The sequence below is a fragment of the Pseudomonas sp. SA233 genome (genome assembly GCF_054792385.1).
This window is the reverse complement of record NZ_CP096449.1, coordinates 5,704,172-5,722,163: the sequence shown is the minus strand read 5'-3', so window position 1 is coordinate 5,722,163 and position 17,992 is coordinate 5,704,172. Positions and strand designations below refer to the sequence as shown.

Below are 17,992 nucleotides of genomic sequence, written 5' to 3'. Positions count from 1 at the left end.
AATGTCCAAGAAAATTCACGTAACCGACACGATCCTGCGCGACGCCCACCAGTCCCTGCTGGCCACCCGCATGCGTACCGAAGACATGCTGCCGATCTGCGACAAGCTCGACAAGGTCGGCTACTGGTCGCTGGAAGTCTGGGGTGGCGCCACCTTCGACGCCTGCGTGCGCTTCCTCAAGGAAGACCCGTGGGAGCGCCTGCGCAAGCTGCGCGCCGCGCTGCCCAACACCCGCCTGCAAATGCTGCTGCGCGGCCAGAACCTGCTGGGCTACCGCCACTACAGCGACGACGTGGTCAAGGCGTTCGTCGCCAAGGCCGCAGTCAACGGTATCGACGTGTTCCGTATCTTCGATGCCATGAACGACGTGCGTAACCTGCGCGTGGCCATTGAAGCGGTCAAGGCTGCCGGCAAGCATGCTCAGGGCACCATCGCCTACACCACCAGCCCGGTGCACACCATCGAAGCCTTCGTGAACCAGGCCAAGCAGATGGAAGCCATGGGTTGCGACTCGATCGCGATCAAGGACATGGCCGGCCTGCTGACCCCGTTCGCCACCGGCGAACTGGTCAAGGCGCTGAAAGCCGAGCAGTCGCTGCCGGTGTTCATCCACTCCCACGACACTGCCGGCCTGGCCGCAATGTGCCAGCTGAAGGCTGTGGAAAACGGCGCCGATCACATCGACACAGCCATCTCCAGCTTCGCTTGGGGCACCAGCCACCCGGGTACCGAGTCGATGGTTGCCGCGCTCAAGGGCAGCGAATTCGATACTGGCCTGGACTTGGAACTGCTGCAGGAAATCGGCCTGTACTTCTATGCCGTGCGCAAGAAGTACCACCAGTTCGAAAGCGAGTTCACCGCCGTGGACACCCGCGTGCAGGTCAACCAGGTACCGGGCGGCATGATTTCCAACCTGGCCAACCAGCTCAAGGAGCAGGGCGCCCTCAACCGCATGAACGAAGTGCTGGCTGAGATCCCGCGCGTGCGTGAAGACCTTGGCTTCCCACCGCTGGTGACCCCGACCTCGCAGATCGTCGGTACCCAGGCGTTCTTCAACGTGCTGGCCGGCGAGCGCTACAAGACCATCACCAACGAGGTGAAGCTGTACCTGCAAGGCGGTTACGGCAAGGCTCCGGGCGTGGTCAACGAGCAGCTGCGCCGTCAGGCGATCGGCAGTGAAGAAGTGATCGACGTGCGCCCGGCCGACCTGCTGAAGCCGGAAATGGCCAAGCTGCGTGCCGATATCGGCGCCCTGGCCCGTTGCGAAGAAGACGTGCTGACTTTCGCCATGTTCCCTGACATTGGCCGCAAGTTCCTCGAAGAGCGCGAAGCCGGCACCCTGACTCCCGAGGTTCTGCTGCCAATTCCTGAAGCGGGCGCAGTGGCGTCCCACAGCGGTGAAGGCGTACCGACCGAGTTCGTCATCGATGTGCACGGCGAAACCTACCGTGTCGACATCACCGGTGTGGGCGTGAAGGCCGAAGGCAAGCGCCATTTCTACCTGTCGATCGACGGCATGCCGGAAGAAGTGGTGTTCGAGCCGCTCAACGAATTCGTCGGCGGCGGCAGCAGCAAGCGCAAGCAGGCCAGTGCCCCGGGCCACGTCAGCACCACCATGCCAGGCAACATCGTCGATGTGCTGGTCAAGGAAGGCGACATGGTCAAGACCGGCCAGGCCGTGCTGATCACCGAAGCCATGAAGATGGAGACCGAAGTGCAGGCGGGTATCGCTGGCAAGGTCGTGGCCATCCACGTGGCCAAGGGCGACCGTGTGACTCCGGGCGAGATCCTGATCGAGATCGAGGGCTGAGATAAGCCCTCATCTACAAGCGGTTAACCTCTGGGGAGCGGATGCTCCCCTTTTTTTCGCGTTGAATCTGCCGGCCTCTTCGCAGCACAAGGCTGCTCCTACAGGCCCCCGCAAGCCTGAGGTCAGTACCTGTGGGAGCGGGTTTACCCGCGAAGAGGCCGGCTGATCCAACACAACTCTCAACCGTTACGGCATGCCTCAAGTGTTTCTACCTGACCTCCAGGTTGTTGGTTGGTATCGCTCAACCAACGCTCGAACCCAGCAGCCACCGCTGGCCACTCATCATCGGTAATCGAATACCACGCCGTATCCCGATTGTGGTCCTTCACCACCAGGTGCTTGCGGAACACTCCTTCATAGACAAAGCCAAACCGCTCCGCCGCGCGCTTGGAGCGGGCGTTGGCGTTGTTGCACTTCCACTCCAGCCGGCGGTTGCCCAGCTCGAAGCCCAGCTTGCCCAGCAGGTACACCGCCTCGGTGCCCTTGGGTGTACGCTGCATGGCGGCGCCGAAGGCGATGTGGCCAATTTCGATGCGACCGTGGTCGGGCACGATCGACATCAGGCTGAGGATGCCCTGGGCCTGGTCGCTGGTGCGGTCGATGACGGTGTAGAACAGCGGGTCGCGGCCGGCAGCGTTGCCTTCCAGCCAACAGTCGAAGGCGGCACGTTCGGCAAATGGGCCATAGGGCAAGTAGTCCCACAGTACCGGATCGGCAGCCGGGCCTTGCAACACCTCCCAGAGGTCGTCGCCATGTCGCGCCGGGTCAAGCTTTTCGAGGCGGATGAAACGGCCGTCGATAGGGTCGGCCTGTGGGACTGCGGCGGGTTTCCAGTTCAATGCGTCGGTCATGTTCGGCCTTAGAACTCTTTGCGGAATTGGATGAAGCCCGAGCGCTCGGCAACCTGTTGGTACAGGCTGATGGCGGTGGCGTTGGTCTCATGGGTCACCCAGTACACCTTGATGCAGTTGTCGGTCTTGGCTTGGGAGTAGACGTGCTCGATCAGTTGGCGGCCGATGCCCAGGCCGCGCTGCCCGCTGTCCACGTACAGGTCCTGCAGGTAGCAGGCGTTGCCAATGCTCCAGTTGGAACGATGGTAGATGAAGTTGACCATGCCCACCGCCTTGCCATCGACCCAGGCCAAGGCTGAATGGGTCGGTTCGTTCGGGTCGAGCAGACGTTGCCAGGTGCTGAGGCTGACCTCTTCGGCCAATTCGGATTCATAGAAGTGCAAGTAGGCCTGCCACAGGGCAAGCCAGGCAGCATGGTCTTGGGTGGTGACAGGACGCAGGGTGACGCTGGACATGGGCTATTCCTTCAGAGTTGGCGCATATGCGCCGCGAGTTGGTTATCCAGGTAATCGGGGCTGGCGCTAAGGCCTTCACGCACGCCGGCAATGTCTTGCTCAGAGCGGTTCTGGCTTAGCTTGCGCGCGCCTTGCAGGCGGGTGATGGGCAAGCGAACACCGACGATGGCGCGGAGCATGGCATCGAGGTAATCACGCGGGGCGTCGGTGACTTTCCACGGTTCGCCGCGGCCTTGTTCGTGGCGCTCGGTCAGTCGGCTGACAATGGCCAGCAAGGGTTCGGCTTCGTGGATCACTTCGGCTGGGCCATAGGCGTGCACGGCCAAGTAGTTCCAGGTTGGCACCACCTTGGGGTTGTCGGCCTTGCTCGGGTAGTAACCGGGGCTGACATAGGCATCGGCGCCGGGGAACACCAGCAGGGCTTCGCCACCTTGCCTCAGGTCGTGCCATTGGGGGTTGGCCCGCGCCAGGTGGGCATAGACGGTGCCGAATTCGCCTTCGGCAATATCGACCAGCACTGGCAGGTGCGTGGCCAGCAGGCCTTGTTCGCCCTGGCTGACCAGGATGGCCAGACGGGTGTCGAGCATGTGCTGGTGCAGGCGCCCGAGGTCGTGTTCCTGATGGGGTTTGCTGTTGTACATGCTCGGTTTCCTTGTGCGATGGCTCCATCCTAGGCAGGCTATTGGTTCATAGTAAGAGCCATTAACAGCTGTTTTTATAGGTCCAATGCCATGAGCGAGCGCCCCCTCTTGTTGCCTTTCGACCCTGCCGGGATCGACCTTGATCGCCGCCGCGGGCTCAGCCAGCAGCTGTACCAGGCGCTACGTGCGCGGGTGCTGGACGGGCGCCTGAGCAGTGGCACACGGCTACCGGCCACTCGTGATCTGGCCGCCATGCTTGCGCTGTCACGCAACAGTGTGGTGCGGGCCTATGACCAGCTATATGCCGAGGGCTACATCGAAAGCCGGGTAGGCGACGGCACCTATGTGAGCCAGTTACCGAAGCTCTCAAGTGCAAAACTATCCACAAAAGTATCCACAGGGTTATCCCGTGTGTTATCAACAGACTTATCCACAAATCCCTCAGAAAATACTGAGGATTTATCCAGCAAGCGCCGTTCCAGCGAGCCTTTGCAGCGCCTGAAAAGTAACCATCTGCCGCCCCCAAAAAGCGGTGCACCGCGTGCTTTTCGCGTCGGTATTCCGGCGTTCGACCTGTTCCCCTTCGACGTCTGGGCCAAGCTGCAGGCGGGTTTCTGGCGCAACCCGGCTCCGGCGCAGTTGGGTTATGGTGACCCGGCAGGCGAGCCGCTGCTGCGCGAACTGATCGCGGCCTACCTGCGTCGCTCGCGTGGGCTGAGTTGTACCGCTGAACAAATTGTGATCACCAGTGGTGCGCAGCAGGCAATCAGCCTTTGTGCACAGTTGCTGTTGCAGCCGGGCGACGGTGTGGCTGTGGAAAACCCGGGTTACCGCGCAGCCGGGCATGCCTTTGCGCTGGCCGGTGGCAGGTTGTGTGGCGTGCCGGTGGACGAGGATGGCATGGACTGTCGCCGGCTCGGGCAACTGACGGATTGCCGGCTGGCCTATGTCACGCCAGCCCACCAGTACCCGACCGGGGTGACCATGACTCTGGCGCGACGCCTGGAACTGCTGGCATGGGCCGAGCGCAGCGAAGGCTGGATCATCGAAGACGACTACGACGGCGAGTACCGGTACAGCGGTGCGCCCTTGGCCCCGCTAGCGGCGCTCGACCGGCACGGGCGGGTGCTGTACGTCGGTACCTTCGGCAAGATCGCCTTTCCGGCGTTGCGCCTGGGCTATCTGGTACTGCCACCACAACTGGCGCAGCCGTTCAGCCAGGGCAGGGCGCTGGCGGTGCGGCATTCGGAGGTCAGTAGCCAGTGCGTGATGGCCGAGTTCATGGCCCGGGGGCACTTCCAGCGGCATATTCGGCGCATGCGCAAGGCGGCGTTGAGCCGGCGCAATGTGCTGAAGGCTGGCTGGCCCGTGGATATTCCGGGTTTGAGCGGCATGCCGGAAGTGGCGGCCGGGCTGCATGTGAAGGTGGATGTGGATAACTTTGCGCGGGAGCAGGAGTTGGTGGCCAAGGCTGAAGCGGTGGGGGTTGAGGTGACGCCGCTTAGCAATTTCTGGCTGGCTGACAGCGAGGTGCCTGTGGATAAAAGGGCAGGGCTGGTGCTGGGTTTTGCAGCGGTGCCGGAGGGGGAGATTGCCGATGCGTTGATGCGCTTGCGCAAGGCCTGGAGAAAGTGAATGGGGCCGCCTAGCGGCCCCGGCTCTAAATCAGGTACCAGACTTGATCCGTGTCCAGGCCCTGGTCCGAGCTCGCTCGGCATCCCGCGCCAAGGGCTTGAGGGTATACAGCTTGGCCATCGCCTCCGCTGTAGGATACAGGTTGGGGTTGTTGCGAATCGCCGGGTCGACCTTGTCGGTCGCATCCTTGTTCGGGTTCGGGTACCCGACAAAGTCGCTGATAGGCGCAATCACCTCAGGCCGCAGTAAGTAGTTGATGAACGCGTGGGCATCTTCCGGGTTGGTCGCATTCTTCGGAATCGCCAGCATGTCGAACCAGATCGGTGCACCTTCCTTGGGCAGGCGCATGTCCACCACCACGCCATTCTTCGCCTCGCGGGCGCGGTTGGCTGCCTGAGAGAAGCTACCGCTGTAGCCCACTGCCACGCAGATATCGCCGTTGGCGATGTCAGCCATGTACTTCGAGGAATGGAAGTAGGTGATGTGCGGGCGAATCTTCAGCATCAGCGCTTCGGCTTTCTTGTAATCAGCCGGTTTGTCGCTGTTCGGTGGCAGGCCCAGGTACTGCAGGGCCAGCGGCATGATCTCCGACGGCGAGTCGAGCAGGGCCACGCCGCATTGCTTGAGCTTGGAGATGTTCTCTTCCTTGAAGATCAGGTCCCAACTGTCCACCGGGGCGTTGTCGCCGAGCGCAGCCTTGACCTTGGCCGGGTTGAAGCCGATCAGCACGGTGCCGTACATGTAGGGTACGGCAAATTTGTTGCCGGGGTCGTTGGCTTCGATCAGCTTCATCAGCGCCGGGTCCAGGTGCTGCCAGTTCGGCAGCTTGCTGCGGTCCAGCGGCTGGAACACACCCGCTTCGATCTGCTTGGCGAGGAACACGTTGGATGGCACTACCACGTCATATCCGGAGTTGCCGGTCAGCAGTTTCGCTTCCAGCGCCTCGTTGGTGTCGAAGATGTCGTAGATCAGCTTCACTCCGCTGTCTTTCTGAAACTCGGTGAGAGTTTGCGGAGTGATGTAGTCGAACCAGTTGAACACCCTCAGGGTGCGCTGTTCGGCCTGGGCCTGCAGGGCACCGGTGAACAGGGTAGCGGCGATGAACGGGGCGAGCAGACGCTTGAGTCGAACCATTATCGGGCTCCTGGCTGGGCCTGCTGGAAGCCTTCCAGCACATTGACCGCGTTGATACCGATTTCTTCCACAGCGTAGCCGCCTTCCATCACGAAAAGGGTCGGCTTGCCGAGCTGGGCGATGCGCTTGCCCATTTCCAGGTAGTCCGGGCTGTCCAGCTTGAACTGCGAGATCGGGTCGTCTTTGAAGGTATCCACACCCAGCGAGATCACCAGCACTTCAGCGTCATAGGCGGCGATGCGCTGGCAGGCGTCCTCCAGGGCGGCGTTCCAGGCGGCCCAGTCGCTGCCAGCCGGCAGTGGGTAGTTGATGTTGCAGCCTTCGCCGGCACCCTCGCCGGTTTCATCGGCATAGCCGAGGAAGAACGGGAACTCGTCGCGCGGGTCGCCATGGATCGAGGCGAAGAACACATCGTTGCGGCTGTAGAAGATGTCCTGGGTGCCGTTGCCGTGGTGATAGTCGACATCGAGGATTGCGACCTTGCGCCGGCCCTGGTCAAGGAAGGCCTGGGCGGCGATGGCGGCGTTGTTCAGGTAGCAATAGCCGCCCATGACTTCGCCAGCCGCATGGTGCCCTGGCGGGCGGCACAGGGCGAAGGCGGAATGGGCGCCTTGCTGGATCGCCGCCTGGGCGGTGAGGGCGACCTGGGCGGCGCTGTAGGCAGCCTGCCAGGTCCCGGCGGTGATCGGTGCGCCGGCGTCGAAGCTGTAGTAGCCCAGCTCACCGTGCAGGCCGGTGGGTTTTATCTGGCGCAGGGAGCGTGCGGGCCAGGTGAATGGCAGCAGGTCGCCTTCCTGGCCCAGTGCGGCCCAGCGCGCCCAGGCACCTTCGAAGAAATCCAGGTAGTCGGCACTGTGGATGCGCAGCAACGGTGCACGGCCATAGTCGGTGGGGCCCTGGATGTCGCCAAGGTTGCGCTTTTTCACCTGGTCGAGCACATGGTCGGCGCGTGACGGCATTTCGAAACAGGGCATCAGCTTGCCGTCGATCAGCTCGCAGCGGCCGTGGTGCAGGCGGTGGTCATCGGAATAGATCGTCAGCATTGTTGTTCTCCGGTGGGTACTGGCGTGGGCCCATTTTCATGGGCGGGCCAGTGGGGGAGAACGACGCAAGTGGCCAAAAGGGGATCGATGTGGCCAAGCTCATTGGCAGAATTTGTTGGTGGCCTGTACTGGCCCTTTCGCGGGTGAACCCGCTCCCACAGGTACGGTGTTGCACCTGAGTGGGTGCAATCCCTGTGGGAGCGGGTTCACCCGCGAAAGGGCCGGTACAGTTCAACCGCGAAAATGGCTTGGCGCTACACCACTCCAACGCTGGAAGGCATGCCGAAAACTGGCGGTCTCGCTGAACCCCAGGGACTCGGCAATCCGGTAGATCGGCATCTGCGCATCAGCCAGCAACTGTTTGGCCCGCTCGAACCTCAGTTCATCCAGCAGCTGTTGATAACTGCTGCCCAACGCCTGCAAATGCCGGCGCAGGGTGCGCGAGGAGCAGTTCATCTGCCGTGCCAGCCCTTCCAGCCCGGGCGCTGCATCCAGTTGCTGCGCCAGCAGTTGGCGAATCCGCCCCAGCCAGGCCTGGCGGCCGGTGAATTCCAGGTTCAGGCGCCGGCAGCGTTCGCTCATTGCCTTGTGGGTAATCGGGTCGGCCAGCGGCAGTGGCGTGTCCAGCCAGCGCCGTTCGAAGGCAAAGGCATTGTCCTCGGCCTCGAAACCGACCGGGCACTGGAATGCCTCGGCATAGAGTGCGTGGTAACCGGGCCGTGGGTGTTCGAAACGGGCTGCCAGCAGGGGCAGCGGGCGGCCGAGCAGGTCGTCGCAGATGACCTTCAGCGACACCAGGCAGAACTCTGCATTGAAGGCGGTCAGCGCCGGGCTGTCGTGGTAATCGCTGGCGCTGAACCAGACACGCTGGCCGTCATCGAGCAAACGCAGCTTGAAGATTGTTCCCAGCAGTGCCGGATACTGCAGTGCCAAGCGCAAGGCGTCACCCAAAGTGGCACTGGAGAGTAGGGCGTAACCGAGCATGCCGTAGCACGACACATGCATGCGCTGGCCCAGCTCCAGGCCTATATCTTCGCGTCGGGCAACGGCGTTGGCGCACACCTGCAGTTCCTGCTGGGTGGTGATACGCGCATCGGCATGGCCCAGGTCTGCCGGGCCGATGCCGCTGCCGGCCAGCAGCGCCGACGCCTCGCAACCGTCTGCCTGGAAGACGTTGAGGATCAGCGAAACCGCGTTGAGGGTGGTCAGGTGGCTGTGCAGCATGCTGGGTAATCCCGTTGGCCTGGGACGCATTATGGAGCAAGTTGTGTGCCGATGTTCGGGGGGCCGCAAAGCAGCCCCAAAATCCTTCAGGCAAAAAAAAGGCCCGAAGCATAGGCTCGGGCCTTTGAAAGGTTGAGAGGTGTCTAGTCCCTCGACCTGGTGAGACTGTTTACAGCAGCCTGGTTACGCCTTCAGCGGAACCAGACGGGGAGCGATCATGTTTTCCGGACGCAGGATGTCGTCGAGCATCGCGTCGTCCAGCAGCTTCTCTTCGCGCACCAGTTCCAGTACGCCGCGGCCGGTTTCCAGGGCAACGCGGGCGATACGGGTGGCGTTTTCGTAGCCGATGTACGGGTTCAGGGCGGTGACCAGGCCGATCGAGTGCTCGACCAGTTCACGGCAGCGCTGTTCGTTGGCGGTGATGCCGACGATGCAGTGCTCGCGCAGCATGTCCATGGCACGTTGCAGCAGGCGGATCGAGTCGAAGATCTTGTAGGCGATCAGCGGCTCCATCACGTTCAGCTGCAGCTGGCCACCTTCGGCGGCGACGGTCAGGGCCAGGTCGTTGCCCATGATGGCGAAGGCCACTTGGTTGACGGCTTCCGGGATAACCGGGTTGACCTTGCCTGGCATGATCGAGCTGCCTGGCTGACGCGCTGGCAGGTTGATTTCGTTGATGCCGGTGCGTGGGCCGCTGGACAGCAGGCGCAGGTCGTTGCAAATCTTCGACAGCTTGACTGCAGTACGCTTGAGCATGCCGGAGAACAGTACGAAGGCGCCCATGTCGGAGGTGGCTTCGATCAGGTCGGCAGCCGGTACCAGCGGTTGGCCGCTGATGGCAGCCAGGCGCTGTACGGCCAGGGCCTGGTAGCCAGGGTCGGCGTTGATGCCGGTACCGATGGCGGTACCGCCCAGGTTGATTTCGGTCAGCAGTTCCGGGGCCAGCGAGCGCAGGCGCTGCAGGTCTTCGGTCATGGTGGTGGCGAAGGCACGGAATTCCTGGCCCAGGGTCATCGGTACGGCGTCCTGCAGCTGGGTACGGCCCATCTTCAGTACGTGGTCGAACTCTTTACCCTTGGCAGCGAAGGCCTGGATCAGGCTGTCGAGGCTGGCCAGCAGCGCGTCGTGGCCCAGCAGCAGGCCCAGGCGGATAGCCGTCGGGTAGGCGTCGTTGGTCGACTGCGCCATGTTCACGTCGTTGTTCGGGTGCAGGTACTGGTACTCACCCTTCTGGTGGCCCATGGCCTCCAGCGCAACGTTGGCGATTACTTCGTTGGCGTTCATGTTGGTAGAAGTACCAGCACCGCCCTGGATCATGTCCACTACGAACTGGTCGTGGTAATCGCCTTTGATCAGGCGGGCGCAGGCTGCGGTGATTGCAGCGTGCTTGGCATCGCTCAGGTGGCCCAGCTCACGGTTGGCGTCAGCAGCAGCCTGCTTGACCATGGCCAGGGCCACGACCAGCTTCGGGTAGTGCGACAGCGGAACACCGGAGAGGTGGAAGTTGTTGGCAGCGCGCAGGGTCTGGATGCCGTAGTAGGCATCTGCAGGAACTTCAAGGGTACCCAACAAATCTTTTTCGACGCGGAACGATGCAGCGGAGGACATGATGTATATCATCTCGATTTTGACCCGGCACATGCCGGAATGGCGCCAATCCTAGGCCTGAAGGTGATTTTGCGGCCAATGCTGTTGCACGCTAACCTATGCACAAACGGCATAGTGTTTCATGTGACGCCAATTGAGATTCGAGCGTGTTCCATTTTGGTGCACGCCAGGAGATGTGCTTCGTGAACCTTGAAAGCAAATGGCTGGAAGACTTCAGCGCGCTGGCTGCGACCCGCAGTTTTTCCCAGGCGGCAGAGCGGCGTTTCGTTACCCAACCTGCCTTCAGCCGGCGTATACGCAGTCTGGAAGCAGCTTTGGGCCTGCAATTGGTGAATCGTTCCCGCACGCCGATCGAACTGACCGAGGCCGGGCAGCTGTTTCTCGTCACCGCGCGTACTGTTGTCGACCAATTGAGCGAAATTCTCCGCCATTTGCATCACCTGGAGGGCGGGCAGGGTGAAGTGGTACAGGTGGCCGCTGCACACTCGCTGGCGTCGGGCTTTTTCCCGCGTTGGGTGGCCCAGTTGCGCAACGATGGTTTGAACATCGCCACCCGCCTGGTTGCGACCAACGTCGGAGATGCCGTGCATGCATTGCGTGAAGGTGGCTGCGACCTGATGCTGGCCTTCTATGACCCGGATGCCGCCTTGCAGATGGATGCCGAAATCTTCCCGTCGCTGCACATGGGCACCACTGAAATGTTGCCGGTGTGCGCCGTGGATGCCGACGGCAAGCCGTTGTTCGACCTGGAAGGCGAGGGCAGTGTGCCGCTGCTGGCGTATACCGCCGGCGCTTTCCTCGGTCGGTCGGTCAATTTGCTGCTGCGCCAGCGAAACCTGCGCTATACCACCGTCTACGAAACCGCCATGGCCGACAGCCTCAAGAGCATGGCGTTGGAGGGCATGGGCATAGCCTGGGTGCCGCGCCTGTCGATGCGTGGCGAACTGGAGCGGGGCGAACTGGCGATCTGCGGCGGCAGCCAGTGGCATGTGCCACTGGAAATTCGTCTGTACCGCTGCGCACTGGTGCGCAAGGCCAACGTCCGCTTGTTGTGGCGCAAGCTTGAGTCGTCAGGCGCACAAGGTGAGGCTTCAGTTTGAGTTGTATTTCAAGTAGTCCGCGATATTCGCGCGATTCTTGTCGCTGTAGCGGTAGCAATTGGATCGGGCCGGTACACGGGGGTGGGTGTACGTTTCACACACCCAGCCATTGAATTTCAGCTCGGCATCTTCGTGGGTGGCGCCTAGCAAATGACCGATTTCATGGGCTGGAGCACCGTATGCACCTGCCGACGCAATAGCCGTGTTTTGCTTCTGATAGGCAAGGCCTGCATTGTAGTTCAGGCCGCTGTGATCATAGCTGTTGCGCGTCAGCAGCAGCTGTTTATCCATAAAGGAAAAGGATGGATGGCGCTGTTGTTCATGCAGTTGCCGGGCGAAGGCCTCGAGTAGTTGAGCGGACGGCATTCCTGCATAAGCAATATCGGTAATGTGTTCTACCTCGCGTTGAAATATGACCTCGATGGACTGTTGGCTGAAACTGCGCATCTCGTCCAGCCAATGCTGAAAGAAGTCTTTGTTCAATTGCTCATTGCTCATGTCGGCAAGGTCGTCGTGAACATAGACGGTGACGGTAAGCGAGCGGGCAGCAGAAACAACTGGCAGTTGCAAGCTGAGTACCAGGCCACACGAAAGCGCGAAGAGGCGTGAAACACTCATATGTACGTACCTGAATTTTCGAGATCGGGGATACAAGGGTCTGGTATTCGTCCACCCAGAGGCGGCAGGAAAAAGTTGTCCTGCGAGACAGCTTGCCCTTTGATCCGACATGTGCTTGCGGGGGTGGGCGCAGGGCCTTGAAATACGCTACAATCCCGCGCCTTCGGCCGACCTGGTCGATTTAGAATCCGTATGACAAGCCACGCCGGCCCACCTGCGTGGCTTGTTGCTTTTAGCGCGCCAGAAGGCGCTTGCAGGAGAGGCTCGACGATGAGTGCACTGGTTGGCGTGATCATGGGCTCCAAGTCCGATTGGTCCACCCTTAGCCACACCGCCGATATGCTGGAAAAACTCGGCATTCCCTACGAGGTGAAGGTGGTTTCCGCCCACCGTACCCCGGATCTGCTGTTCCAGTATGCCGAGGAGGCTGAGGGTCGTGGCATCGAGGTGATCATCGCCGGTGCCGGTGGCGCTGCCCACCTGCCAGGCATGTGCGCCGCCAAGACCCACCTGCCGGTGCTGGGTGTGCCCGTGCAATCGTCGATGCTGTCGGGTGTCGATTCGCTGCTGTCGATCGTGCAGATGCCAGCCGGCGTGCCGGTTGCCACCCTGGCCATCGGTCGTGCCGGTGCGGTCAACGCGGCGCTGCTGTCGGCCAGCATCCTCGGCGCCAAGTACCCGCAGTACCACGCGGCGCTCAAGCAGTTCCGCACGGAGCAGACAGACACCGTGCTGGACAACCCAGACCCGCGCCAGGCTTGAGGCTCAACCCATGAAGATCGGTGTAATCGGTGGCGGCCAGCTGGGTCGCATGCTGGCCCTGGCGGGTACCCCGCTGGGCATGAACTTCGCTTTCCTCGACCCGGCGCCGGACGCCTGCGCCGCGCCGCTGGGCGAGCACCTGCGTGCCGACTACGGCGACCAGGACCACCTGCGTCAGCTGGCCGACGAAGTCGACCTGGTCACCTTCGAGTTCGAAAGCGTCCCGGCCGAGACCGTGGCCTTCCTCTCGCAGTTCGTGCCGGTGTACCCCAGCGCCGAAGCGCTGCGCATCGCCCGTGACCGCCTGTTCGAAAAGAGCATGTTCCGTGACCTGGGTATCCCTACCCCGGCCTTCGCCGACATCCTCTCGCAGGCCGACCTGGACGCCGCGGTGGCCAGCATCGGCCTGCCGGCCGTGCTGAAAACCCGCACCCTGGGTTACGACGGCAAGGGCCAGAAGGTGCTGCGCACGCCTGAGGACGTGGTCGGTACCTTTGCCGAGCTGGGCAGCGTACCTTGCCTGCTGGAAGGCTTTGTGCCGTTCACCGGCGAAGTGTCGCTGGTAGCCGTGCGTGCCCGTGATGGTGAAACCCGCTTCTACCCGCTGGTGCACAACACCCACGAAAGCGGCATCCTGCGCCTGTCGGTCGCCAGCCAGGCGCATCCGCTGCAGGCCCTGGCCGAAGACTACGTCGGCCGTGTGCTGCAAAAGCTGGATTACGTAGGCGTCATGGCCTTCGAGTTCTTCGAAGTGGACGGTGGCCTGAAGGCCAACGAAATTGCCCCGCGCGTGCACAACTCAGGGCACTGGACCATCGAAGGCGCCGAATGCAGCCAGTTCGAGAACCACCTGCGCGCCGTCGCCGGCCTGCCGCTGGGCTCGACCGCCAAGGTCGGCGAGAGCGCGATGCTCAACTTCATCGGTGAAGTGCCGGCGGTGGAAAAGGTAGTTGCCATCGGTGACTGCCACCTGCATCACTATGGCAAGGCGTTCAAGGCCGGTCGCAAGGTTGGCCACGCCACCCTGCGCTGCCACGACATGGCCACCCTCGAGCGCAAGATTGCCGAAGTAGAAGCCCTGATCGGCAACTGATCGAACTTCTACCAGCGGCTTGCCCTCTGAAATGGCAACGAGCCAAAGCGCTGTCTAGGCTTTGGCTTGTTCCATCTTCACTGCAGAGGGATTGCCATGGGTATCATTGGAACCATCTTCATCGGCCTCATCGTTGGCCTGCTGGCCCGCTTCATCAAGCCGGGGGACGACAGCATGGGCTGGATCATGACCATCCTGCTGGGGATTGCCGGCTCCCTGCTGGCCACCTACGGCGGCCAGGCACTGGGCATCTATCAGGCCGGGCAGGCTGCGGGATTCCTTGGCGCGCTGGTCGGTGCCGTGATCCTTCTGGTGATTTACGGATTCATCAAGAAGCGCTGATTAGTGGTTAGAATGCCCGGCAATTCATTGGAGTTGCCGAGCATTTTCATGCGTGCCTTTTTCCTCGCCCCACTGTTGCTGGCCAGCGCCCTGGCCCATGCCGAACTGCCTGAAACCGACTGGCTGGAGCTGATGCCCGAGTCGGACCAGCAGGCCCTCGAGCAAATGCCCGAGATCGATCACAACTCGCCGGAAGCCATGGGTACCTTTACCGACAAGGGCGGCCTGAAGCAGAGCAAGGGCCTGCCGGCGGTGATGTACTCGACCAAGACGGTGGCGGCCATGAATGGCAAGGATATTCGCCTTGGGGGCTACCCGGTGCCGCTGGAGAGCGATGCCAAGGGCAACAGCACGCTGTTCTTCCTGGTGCCGTACCCAGGCGCGTGCATCCATGTGCCGCCGCCACCGCCGAACCAGCTGGTGCTGGTGCGCTACCCGAAGGGTCTGAAGATCGATGATATCTACACACCGCTCTGGGTCAGCGGCAAGCTGAAGGTGGAGAAGGTCAGCAATGACCTGGCCGATGCGGCCTATGCGCTGGATGCCGGGAAGGTGAGGGTGGTGGAGGACGCAGACCTCTGACGCCTGCACTGGCCTCTTCGCGGGCAAGCCCGCGAAGAGGCCCGCATAGGCACTGCAAGACTCAGATCATTTCACAGCCAATCCTGACCCCCAGCGAGCTGCTGCCCCCAGGCTTCAATTCCACCAGGTCATCCCACACATTCGCCGTCTCGATGCACAGCATCCGCTGCCACCCATCGTCGGCCATGTCTGGCAGTTCCCTGGCCCGTTCAGTCCAAGGGTTCCAGATCACCGCCGAGCGCGACCCACTGCTGGTCAAGGTAATGCGCCGCTTCCAGTGCGGGTCGACGATGCTCAGGGTTTGCGGGGTCGCCAGGTAGATCCGGTCAGTCTCCCCGGCAAACGCCAGCGGCCCCTTCTGCTGGCACTGCTCCCAGTCAGCCAGGGTCTCGATATAGCTCAGCCCCTCCACCCCTTCGACCCGCGCCTGGCGAACGTCACTGACCGCGAAGTAGCTGTGCAGGGCCTGGCTGATGGTCACGGGGGTATTGCCCATGTTGCGGCTGGTCAGGTTCAGCCGCAGGTCCTCGCCCAGCTCCACTACCAGCTTCAGCTCGACGTCATGAGGCCAGCCAGGCAGGTCACCCTGCGCTTCCGGCAGTTCGAATTCGATGCGCAGGCCTTCGCCCGCCTCCTCGATACCCAGCAATTGCCAGTCGCGCGCGCGCGCCAGGCCGTGGGCGGGTGCCTGTTCGCCGTGGTACATGGCCTGCACGGCCTGGGGGTTGCGCTGCAGGTTGCCGAACCACGGCCAGCACACCGGCACACCGGCGCGTACCGACTTGCCCTTACGGAAGATGGCCTGGTCGCTCAGCCACAGCAGCGGTGGCTGGCCAACGCGCTGGTAGCTGAGGATCTGCGCGCCCTGCTGGGCGATCAGTAGTTCGGCGTGGTCACTGCTGATACGCCAGCAGTTGAGTTCGCCATGTTGCTCGGTTACGACCTGGAAGGTAGCCATTGCATTCATCTCATTGATTGCCAGTGGGCCTTGGACCCGGGCACATGCAATGAGTTTACCGCCGGCGTGGCTCAGCGACGAGGTACGGAGCGGGTGCGGCCACTGCCGTCGATGGCGACGAAGACGAAGACTGCTTCGGTGACCTTGCGCCATTCGCTGGACAGCGGGTCGTCGCTCCACACTTCGACCATCATCTGGATCGAGCTGCGGCCGATTTCCAGGGTCTGGGTATAGAACGATAGCTGCGCGCCGACGGCGACCGGGACCAGAAAGGCCATGCGATCGATGGCCACGGTGGCCACGCGGCCGCCGGCGACACGACTGGCCATGGCGGTGCCGGCCAGATCCATCTGGGCGACAAGCCAGCCGCCGAAGATGTCGCCAAACCCGTTGGTTTCGCGCGGGAGTGCGGTGATCTGCAAGGCCAGGTCGCCTTGCGGGATTGGATCTTCTTGTTCGAGCTCAATCATGCGATGGGGCCTCTGACCCGTGACGCTTTTCGTTGGTGTGGCGCAAAGGCCGGGTAAACGATTCAGCTTGAAACATACTACGCCGATTTCGTTTCACTGGGCGGCCGTAGGGAAACTCTGCGAAACCGCCTGACAGTAATGACCGGCGTTTTCGCACAACATCCCACGTTAGGAGCAACCTTTTCCTACGAAGTGCCAGTATATAGAGCATAACGGCCAGCGACGACCGCGCATTCATGAATATGTGTAGGGATTTTGTATCGCTTTCGGCGCAGCTCAGCAATTTGCTATCTTCGCCTGTCTCCCAATCCAGAAGCCGCATGCCAAGCGGCCTGCATGCCCACAAAGAGAACAATGAGCGATGACTTCCGTGCCGAGCAGTATCGAGCAGCCTTCGCGGCCGCTGACCCGCAGTGACTACAAGACCCTCTCACTGTCCGCCCTGGGCGGCGCGCTGGAGTTCTACGACTTCATCATTTTCGTGTTCTTCGCCACAGTGGTCGGCAAGCTGTTCTTCCCGGCTGACATGCCCGAATGGCTGCGCCTGATGCAAACCTTTGGCATTTTCGCCGCCGGCTACCTGGCGCGGCCGCTGGGCGGCATCATCATGGCCCACTTCGGTGACCTGCTCGGGCGCAAGAAGATGTTCACCCTGAGCATCTTCATGATGGCCCTGCCGACGCTGATCATGGGCCTGCTGCCCACTTATGCACAGATCGGCATGTGGGCGCCGATCCTGTTGCTGCTGATGCGCGTGATCCAGGGCGCGGCCATCGGCGGCGAGGTACCGGGCGCCTGGGTGTTCGTGTCCGAGCACGTGCCAGAGCGCAACACCGGCTACGCCTGCGGCACCCTCACCGCAGGCCTGACCGCGGGCATCCTGCTTGGTTCGCTGGTGGCGACCCTGATCAACAGCGTCTACAGCGCACAGGAAGTGGCCGATTACGCCTGGCGTATCCCATTCCTGCTCGGCGGTGTATTCGGCCTGTTCTCGGTGTACCTGCGCCGTTGGCTGCACGAAACCCCGGTGTTCGCCGAGATGCAGCAGCGCAAGGCGCTGGCCGAGGAGCTGCCGTTGCGCGCGGTGCTGCGCGACCATCGCGGCGCGATCATCCTGTCGATGCTGCTGACCTGGATGCTGTCAGCCGCCATCGTGGTGCTCATCCTGATGACTCCGGCGCTGCTGCAGAGCATCTACCACATCAGCCCCACCGACTCGCTCAAGGCCAACAGCCTGGCCATCGTGCTGCTCAGCTTCGGCTGCATCGGCGCTGGCAGCCTGGCCGATCGCTTCGGCGCGGGCCGGGTGTTCGTGATCGGCAGCCTGCTGCTGCTGGCGACCTCCTGGACCTTCTACCACAGCCTGCCGACCCTGCCCGAACTGCTGTTCCCACTGTATGCAGTGACCGGCCTGTGCGTGGGCGTGATTGGCGCGGTGCCTTATGTGATGGTCAAGGCGTTCCCGGCGGTGGTGCGCTTCAGCGGGCTGTCGTTCTCGTACAACGTGGCCTACGCGATCTTTGGCGGGCTGACGCCGATGGTGGTGACTGCGCTGTTGAAAGTGAGCCCGATGGCGCCGGCCTACTATGTGGCGGGGCTGTGTGCCGTTGGTCTGGTTGTTGGCCTGTACCTCCTGGCCAACAAGCGTTAAGGCTGCTGGCCTCTT

General features: G+C 62.2%; 18 protein-coding genes. 8 read left to right on the top strand and 10 right to left on the bottom strand.

The annotated features are described in order from the left end of the window. Position 1: 1 nt before the first annotated feature. Entirely contained in the window at positions 2-1,810 is a 1,809-nt protein-coding gene (oadA, locus tag M1D87_RS26215; protein ID WP_013974836.1) for a sodium-extruding oxaloacetate decarboxylase subunit alpha, read from the top strand. 179 nt (positions 1,811-1,989) lie between these two features. Here the strand turns inward: oadA and M1D87_RS26210 are convergent, their stop codons facing one another. From M1D87_RS26210 to M1D87_RS26200, 3 genes are read right to left on the bottom strand one after another with little or no spacing between them, the layout of a single operon-like run. After that, a complete protein-coding gene (locus M1D87_RS26210) occupies positions 1,990-2,661 on the bottom strand; it encodes a GNAT family N-acetyltransferase (protein ID WP_123083671.1) in 672 nt (223 codons plus the stop codon). 8 nt (positions 2,662-2,669) lie between these two features. Continuing rightward, positions 2,670-3,116 carry a GNAT family N-acetyltransferase gene (locus tag M1D87_RS26205; RefSeq protein WP_123083670.1) on the bottom strand — a complete coding sequence of 149 codons (447 nt, stop codon included), beginning with the start codon at positions 3,114-3,116 and terminating at the stop codon, positions 2,670-2,672. 11 nt (positions 3,117-3,127) lie between these two features. After that, positions 3,128-3,757 carry an FMN-binding negative transcriptional regulator gene (locus tag M1D87_RS26200; protein ID WP_123083669.1) on the bottom strand — a complete coding sequence of 210 codons (630 nt, stop codon included), beginning with the start codon at positions 3,755-3,757 and terminating at the stop codon, positions 3,128-3,130. A gap of 90 nt (positions 3,758-3,847) precedes the next feature. Here M1D87_RS26200 and pdxR point away from each other — a divergent pair, with 90 nt between their 5' ends. Then, positions 3,848-5,392: a MocR-like pyridoxine biosynthesis transcription factor PdxR gene (gene pdxR, locus M1D87_RS26195; protein WP_123083668.1), complete on the top strand. Its 1,545-nt coding sequence runs from the start codon at positions 3,848-3,850 to the stop codon at positions 5,390-5,392. Positions 5,393-5,422: 30 nt separating this feature from the next. Here the strand turns inward: pdxR and M1D87_RS26190 are convergent, their stop codons facing one another. The 4 genes from M1D87_RS26190 to aspA form a co-directional block, all read right to left on the bottom strand. Next, entirely contained in the window at positions 5,423-6,526 is a 1,104-nt protein-coding gene (locus M1D87_RS26190) for a polyamine ABC transporter substrate-binding protein (RefSeq protein ID WP_039612352.1), read from the bottom strand. Then, the gene (locus M1D87_RS26185) at positions 6,526-7,569 is read right to left on the bottom strand and encodes a histone deacetylase family protein (RefSeq protein ID WP_013974831.1); all 1,044 of its coding nucleotides are present in this window, start codon (positions 7,567-7,569) and stop codon (positions 6,526-6,528) included. Before M1D87_RS26185 ends, M1D87_RS26190 begins: the two co-directional genes overlap by 1 nt. 231 nt (positions 7,570-7,800) lie before the next feature. Then, positions 7,801-8,793, bottom strand: a complete 993-nt coding sequence (locus M1D87_RS26180; protein WP_123083667.1) for an AraC family transcriptional regulator — start codon at positions 8,791-8,793, stop codon at positions 7,801-7,803. Between the two features lie 183 nt (positions 8,794-8,976). Then, positions 8,977-10,401: an aspartate ammonia-lyase gene (gene aspA, locus M1D87_RS26175; protein WP_003260072.1), complete on the bottom strand. Its 1,425-nt coding sequence runs from the start codon at positions 10,399-10,401 to the stop codon at positions 8,977-8,979. Between the two features lie 182 nt (positions 10,402-10,583). Between aspA and M1D87_RS26170 the strand changes: the two genes are divergently transcribed. Next, positions 10,584-11,501 (top strand): LysR substrate-binding domain-containing protein, encoded by a 918-nt coding sequence (locus tag M1D87_RS26170; RefSeq protein ID WP_013974829.1) that lies wholly within the window; start codon positions 10,584-10,586, stop codon positions 11,499-11,501. Here M1D87_RS26170 and M1D87_RS26165 read toward each other — a convergent pair. Continuing rightward, positions 11,493-12,119, bottom strand: coding sequence for a zinc metalloprotease (locus M1D87_RS26165; RefSeq protein ID WP_085721307.1), 627 nt, complete (start codon positions 12,117-12,119; stop codon positions 11,493-11,495). The genes M1D87_RS26170 and M1D87_RS26165 overlap by 9 nt on opposite strands. 270 nt (positions 12,120-12,389) lie before the next feature. Here M1D87_RS26165 and purE point away from each other — a divergent pair, with 270 nt between their 5' ends. From purE to M1D87_RS26145, 4 genes are all read left to right on the top strand, one after another. Continuing rightward, on the top strand, positions 12,390-12,881 hold the full coding sequence (gene purE / locus M1D87_RS26160) for a 5-(carboxyamino)imidazole ribonucleotide mutase (protein WP_003253304.1): 492 nt from the start codon (positions 12,390-12,392) through the stop codon (positions 12,879-12,881). Between the two features lie 10 nt (positions 12,882-12,891). Next, positions 12,892-13,974 (top strand): 5-(carboxyamino)imidazole ribonucleotide synthase, encoded by a 1,083-nt coding sequence (locus M1D87_RS26155; protein ID WP_013974827.1) that lies wholly within the window; start codon positions 12,892-12,894, stop codon positions 13,972-13,974. A 96-nt stretch (positions 13,975-14,070) separates the two neighbouring features. Next, positions 14,071-14,316, top strand: coding sequence for a GlsB/YeaQ/YmgE family stress response membrane protein (locus tag M1D87_RS26150; RefSeq protein WP_003260079.1), 246 nt, complete (start codon positions 14,071-14,073; stop codon positions 14,314-14,316). Positions 14,317-14,364: 48 nt separating this feature from the next. After that, complete coding sequence (locus tag M1D87_RS26145) at positions 14,365-14,898, top strand: DUF3299 domain-containing protein (RefSeq protein ID WP_371033897.1); 534 nt, start codon at positions 14,365-14,367, stop codon at positions 14,896-14,898. 61 nt (positions 14,899-14,959) lie between these two features. Here the strand turns inward: M1D87_RS26145 and M1D87_RS26140 are convergent, their stop codons facing one another. Both M1D87_RS26140 and M1D87_RS26135 read right to left on the bottom strand, forming a co-directional pair. Next, positions 14,960-15,856: a D-hexose-6-phosphate mutarotase gene (locus tag M1D87_RS26140; RefSeq protein WP_123083666.1), complete on the bottom strand. Its 897-nt coding sequence runs from the start codon at positions 15,854-15,856 to the stop codon at positions 14,960-14,962. A 71-nt stretch (positions 15,857-15,927) separates the two neighbouring features. Next, positions 15,928-16,326, bottom strand: a complete 399-nt coding sequence (locus M1D87_RS26135; RefSeq protein ID WP_003253317.1) for an acyl-CoA thioesterase — start codon at positions 16,324-16,326, stop codon at positions 15,928-15,930. 361 nt (positions 16,327-16,687) lie between these two features. Here M1D87_RS26135 and M1D87_RS26130 point away from each other — a divergent pair, with 361 nt between their 5' ends. Then, a complete protein-coding gene (locus tag M1D87_RS26130) occupies positions 16,688-17,977 on the top strand; it encodes an MFS transporter (protein ID WP_123083665.1) in 1,290 nt (429 codons plus the stop codon). The last annotated feature ends 15 nt before the right edge of the window (positions 17,978-17,992 follow it).

Excerpts from the sequence above, each read along its gene's own strand:
- oadA (WP_013974836.1), top strand. The coding sequence starts at position 2 with ATGTCCAAGAAAATTCACGTAACCGACACGATCCTGCGCGACGCCCAC.
- M1D87_RS26135 (WP_003253317.1), bottom strand. The coding sequence starts at position 16,326 with ATGATTGAGCTCGAACAAGAAGATCCAATCCCGCAAGGCGACCTGGCC.
- M1D87_RS26140 (WP_123083666.1), bottom strand. The coding sequence starts at position 15,856 with ATGGCTACCTTCCAGGTCGTAACCGAGCAACATGGCGAACTCAACTGC.
- M1D87_RS26210 (WP_123083671.1), bottom strand. The coding sequence starts at position 2,661 with ATGACCGACGCATTGAACTGGAAACCCGCCGCAGTCCCACAGGCCGAC.
- M1D87_RS26190 (WP_039612352.1), bottom strand. The coding sequence starts at position 6,526 with ATGGTTCGACTCAAGCGTCTGCTCGCCCCGTTCATCGCCGCTACCCTG.
- M1D87_RS26145 (WP_371033897.1), top strand. The coding sequence starts at position 14,365 with ATGCGTGCCTTTTTCCTCGCCCCACTGTTGCTGGCCAGCGCCCTGGCC.
- M1D87_RS26150 (WP_003260079.1), top strand. The coding sequence starts at position 14,071 with ATGGGTATCATTGGAACCATCTTCATCGGCCTCATCGTTGGCCTGCTG.
- aspA (WP_003260072.1), bottom strand. The coding sequence starts at position 10,401 with ATGTCCTCCGCTGCATCGTTCCGCGTCGAAAAAGATTTGTTGGGTACC.
- pdxR (WP_123083668.1), top strand. The coding sequence starts at position 3,848 with ATGAGCGAGCGCCCCCTCTTGTTGCCTTTCGACCCTGCCGGGATCGAC.
- M1D87_RS26130 (WP_123083665.1), top strand. The coding sequence starts at position 16,688 with ATGACTTCCGTGCCGAGCAGTATCGAGCAGCCTTCGCGGCCGCTGACC.
- M1D87_RS26180 (WP_123083667.1), bottom strand. The coding sequence starts at position 8,793 with ATGCTGCACAGCCACCTGACCACCCTCAACGCGGTTTCGCTGATCCTC.
- M1D87_RS26200 (WP_123083669.1), bottom strand. The coding sequence starts at position 3,757 with ATGTACAACAGCAAACCCCATCAGGAACACGACCTCGGGCGCCTGCAC.
- M1D87_RS26185 (WP_013974831.1), bottom strand. The coding sequence starts at position 7,569 with ATGCTGACGATCTATTCCGATGACCACCGCCTGCACCACGGCCGCTGC.
- M1D87_RS26155 (WP_013974827.1), top strand. The coding sequence starts at position 12,892 with ATGAAGATCGGTGTAATCGGTGGCGGCCAGCTGGGTCGCATGCTGGCC.
- M1D87_RS26165 (WP_085721307.1), bottom strand. The coding sequence starts at position 12,119 with ATGAGTGTTTCACGCCTCTTCGCGCTTTCGTGTGGCCTGGTACTCAGC.
- M1D87_RS26205 (WP_123083670.1), bottom strand. The coding sequence starts at position 3,116 with ATGTCCAGCGTCACCCTGCGTCCTGTCACCACCCAAGACCATGCTGCC.
- purE (WP_003253304.1), top strand. The coding sequence starts at position 12,390 with ATGAGTGCACTGGTTGGCGTGATCATGGGCTCCAAGTCCGATTGGTCC.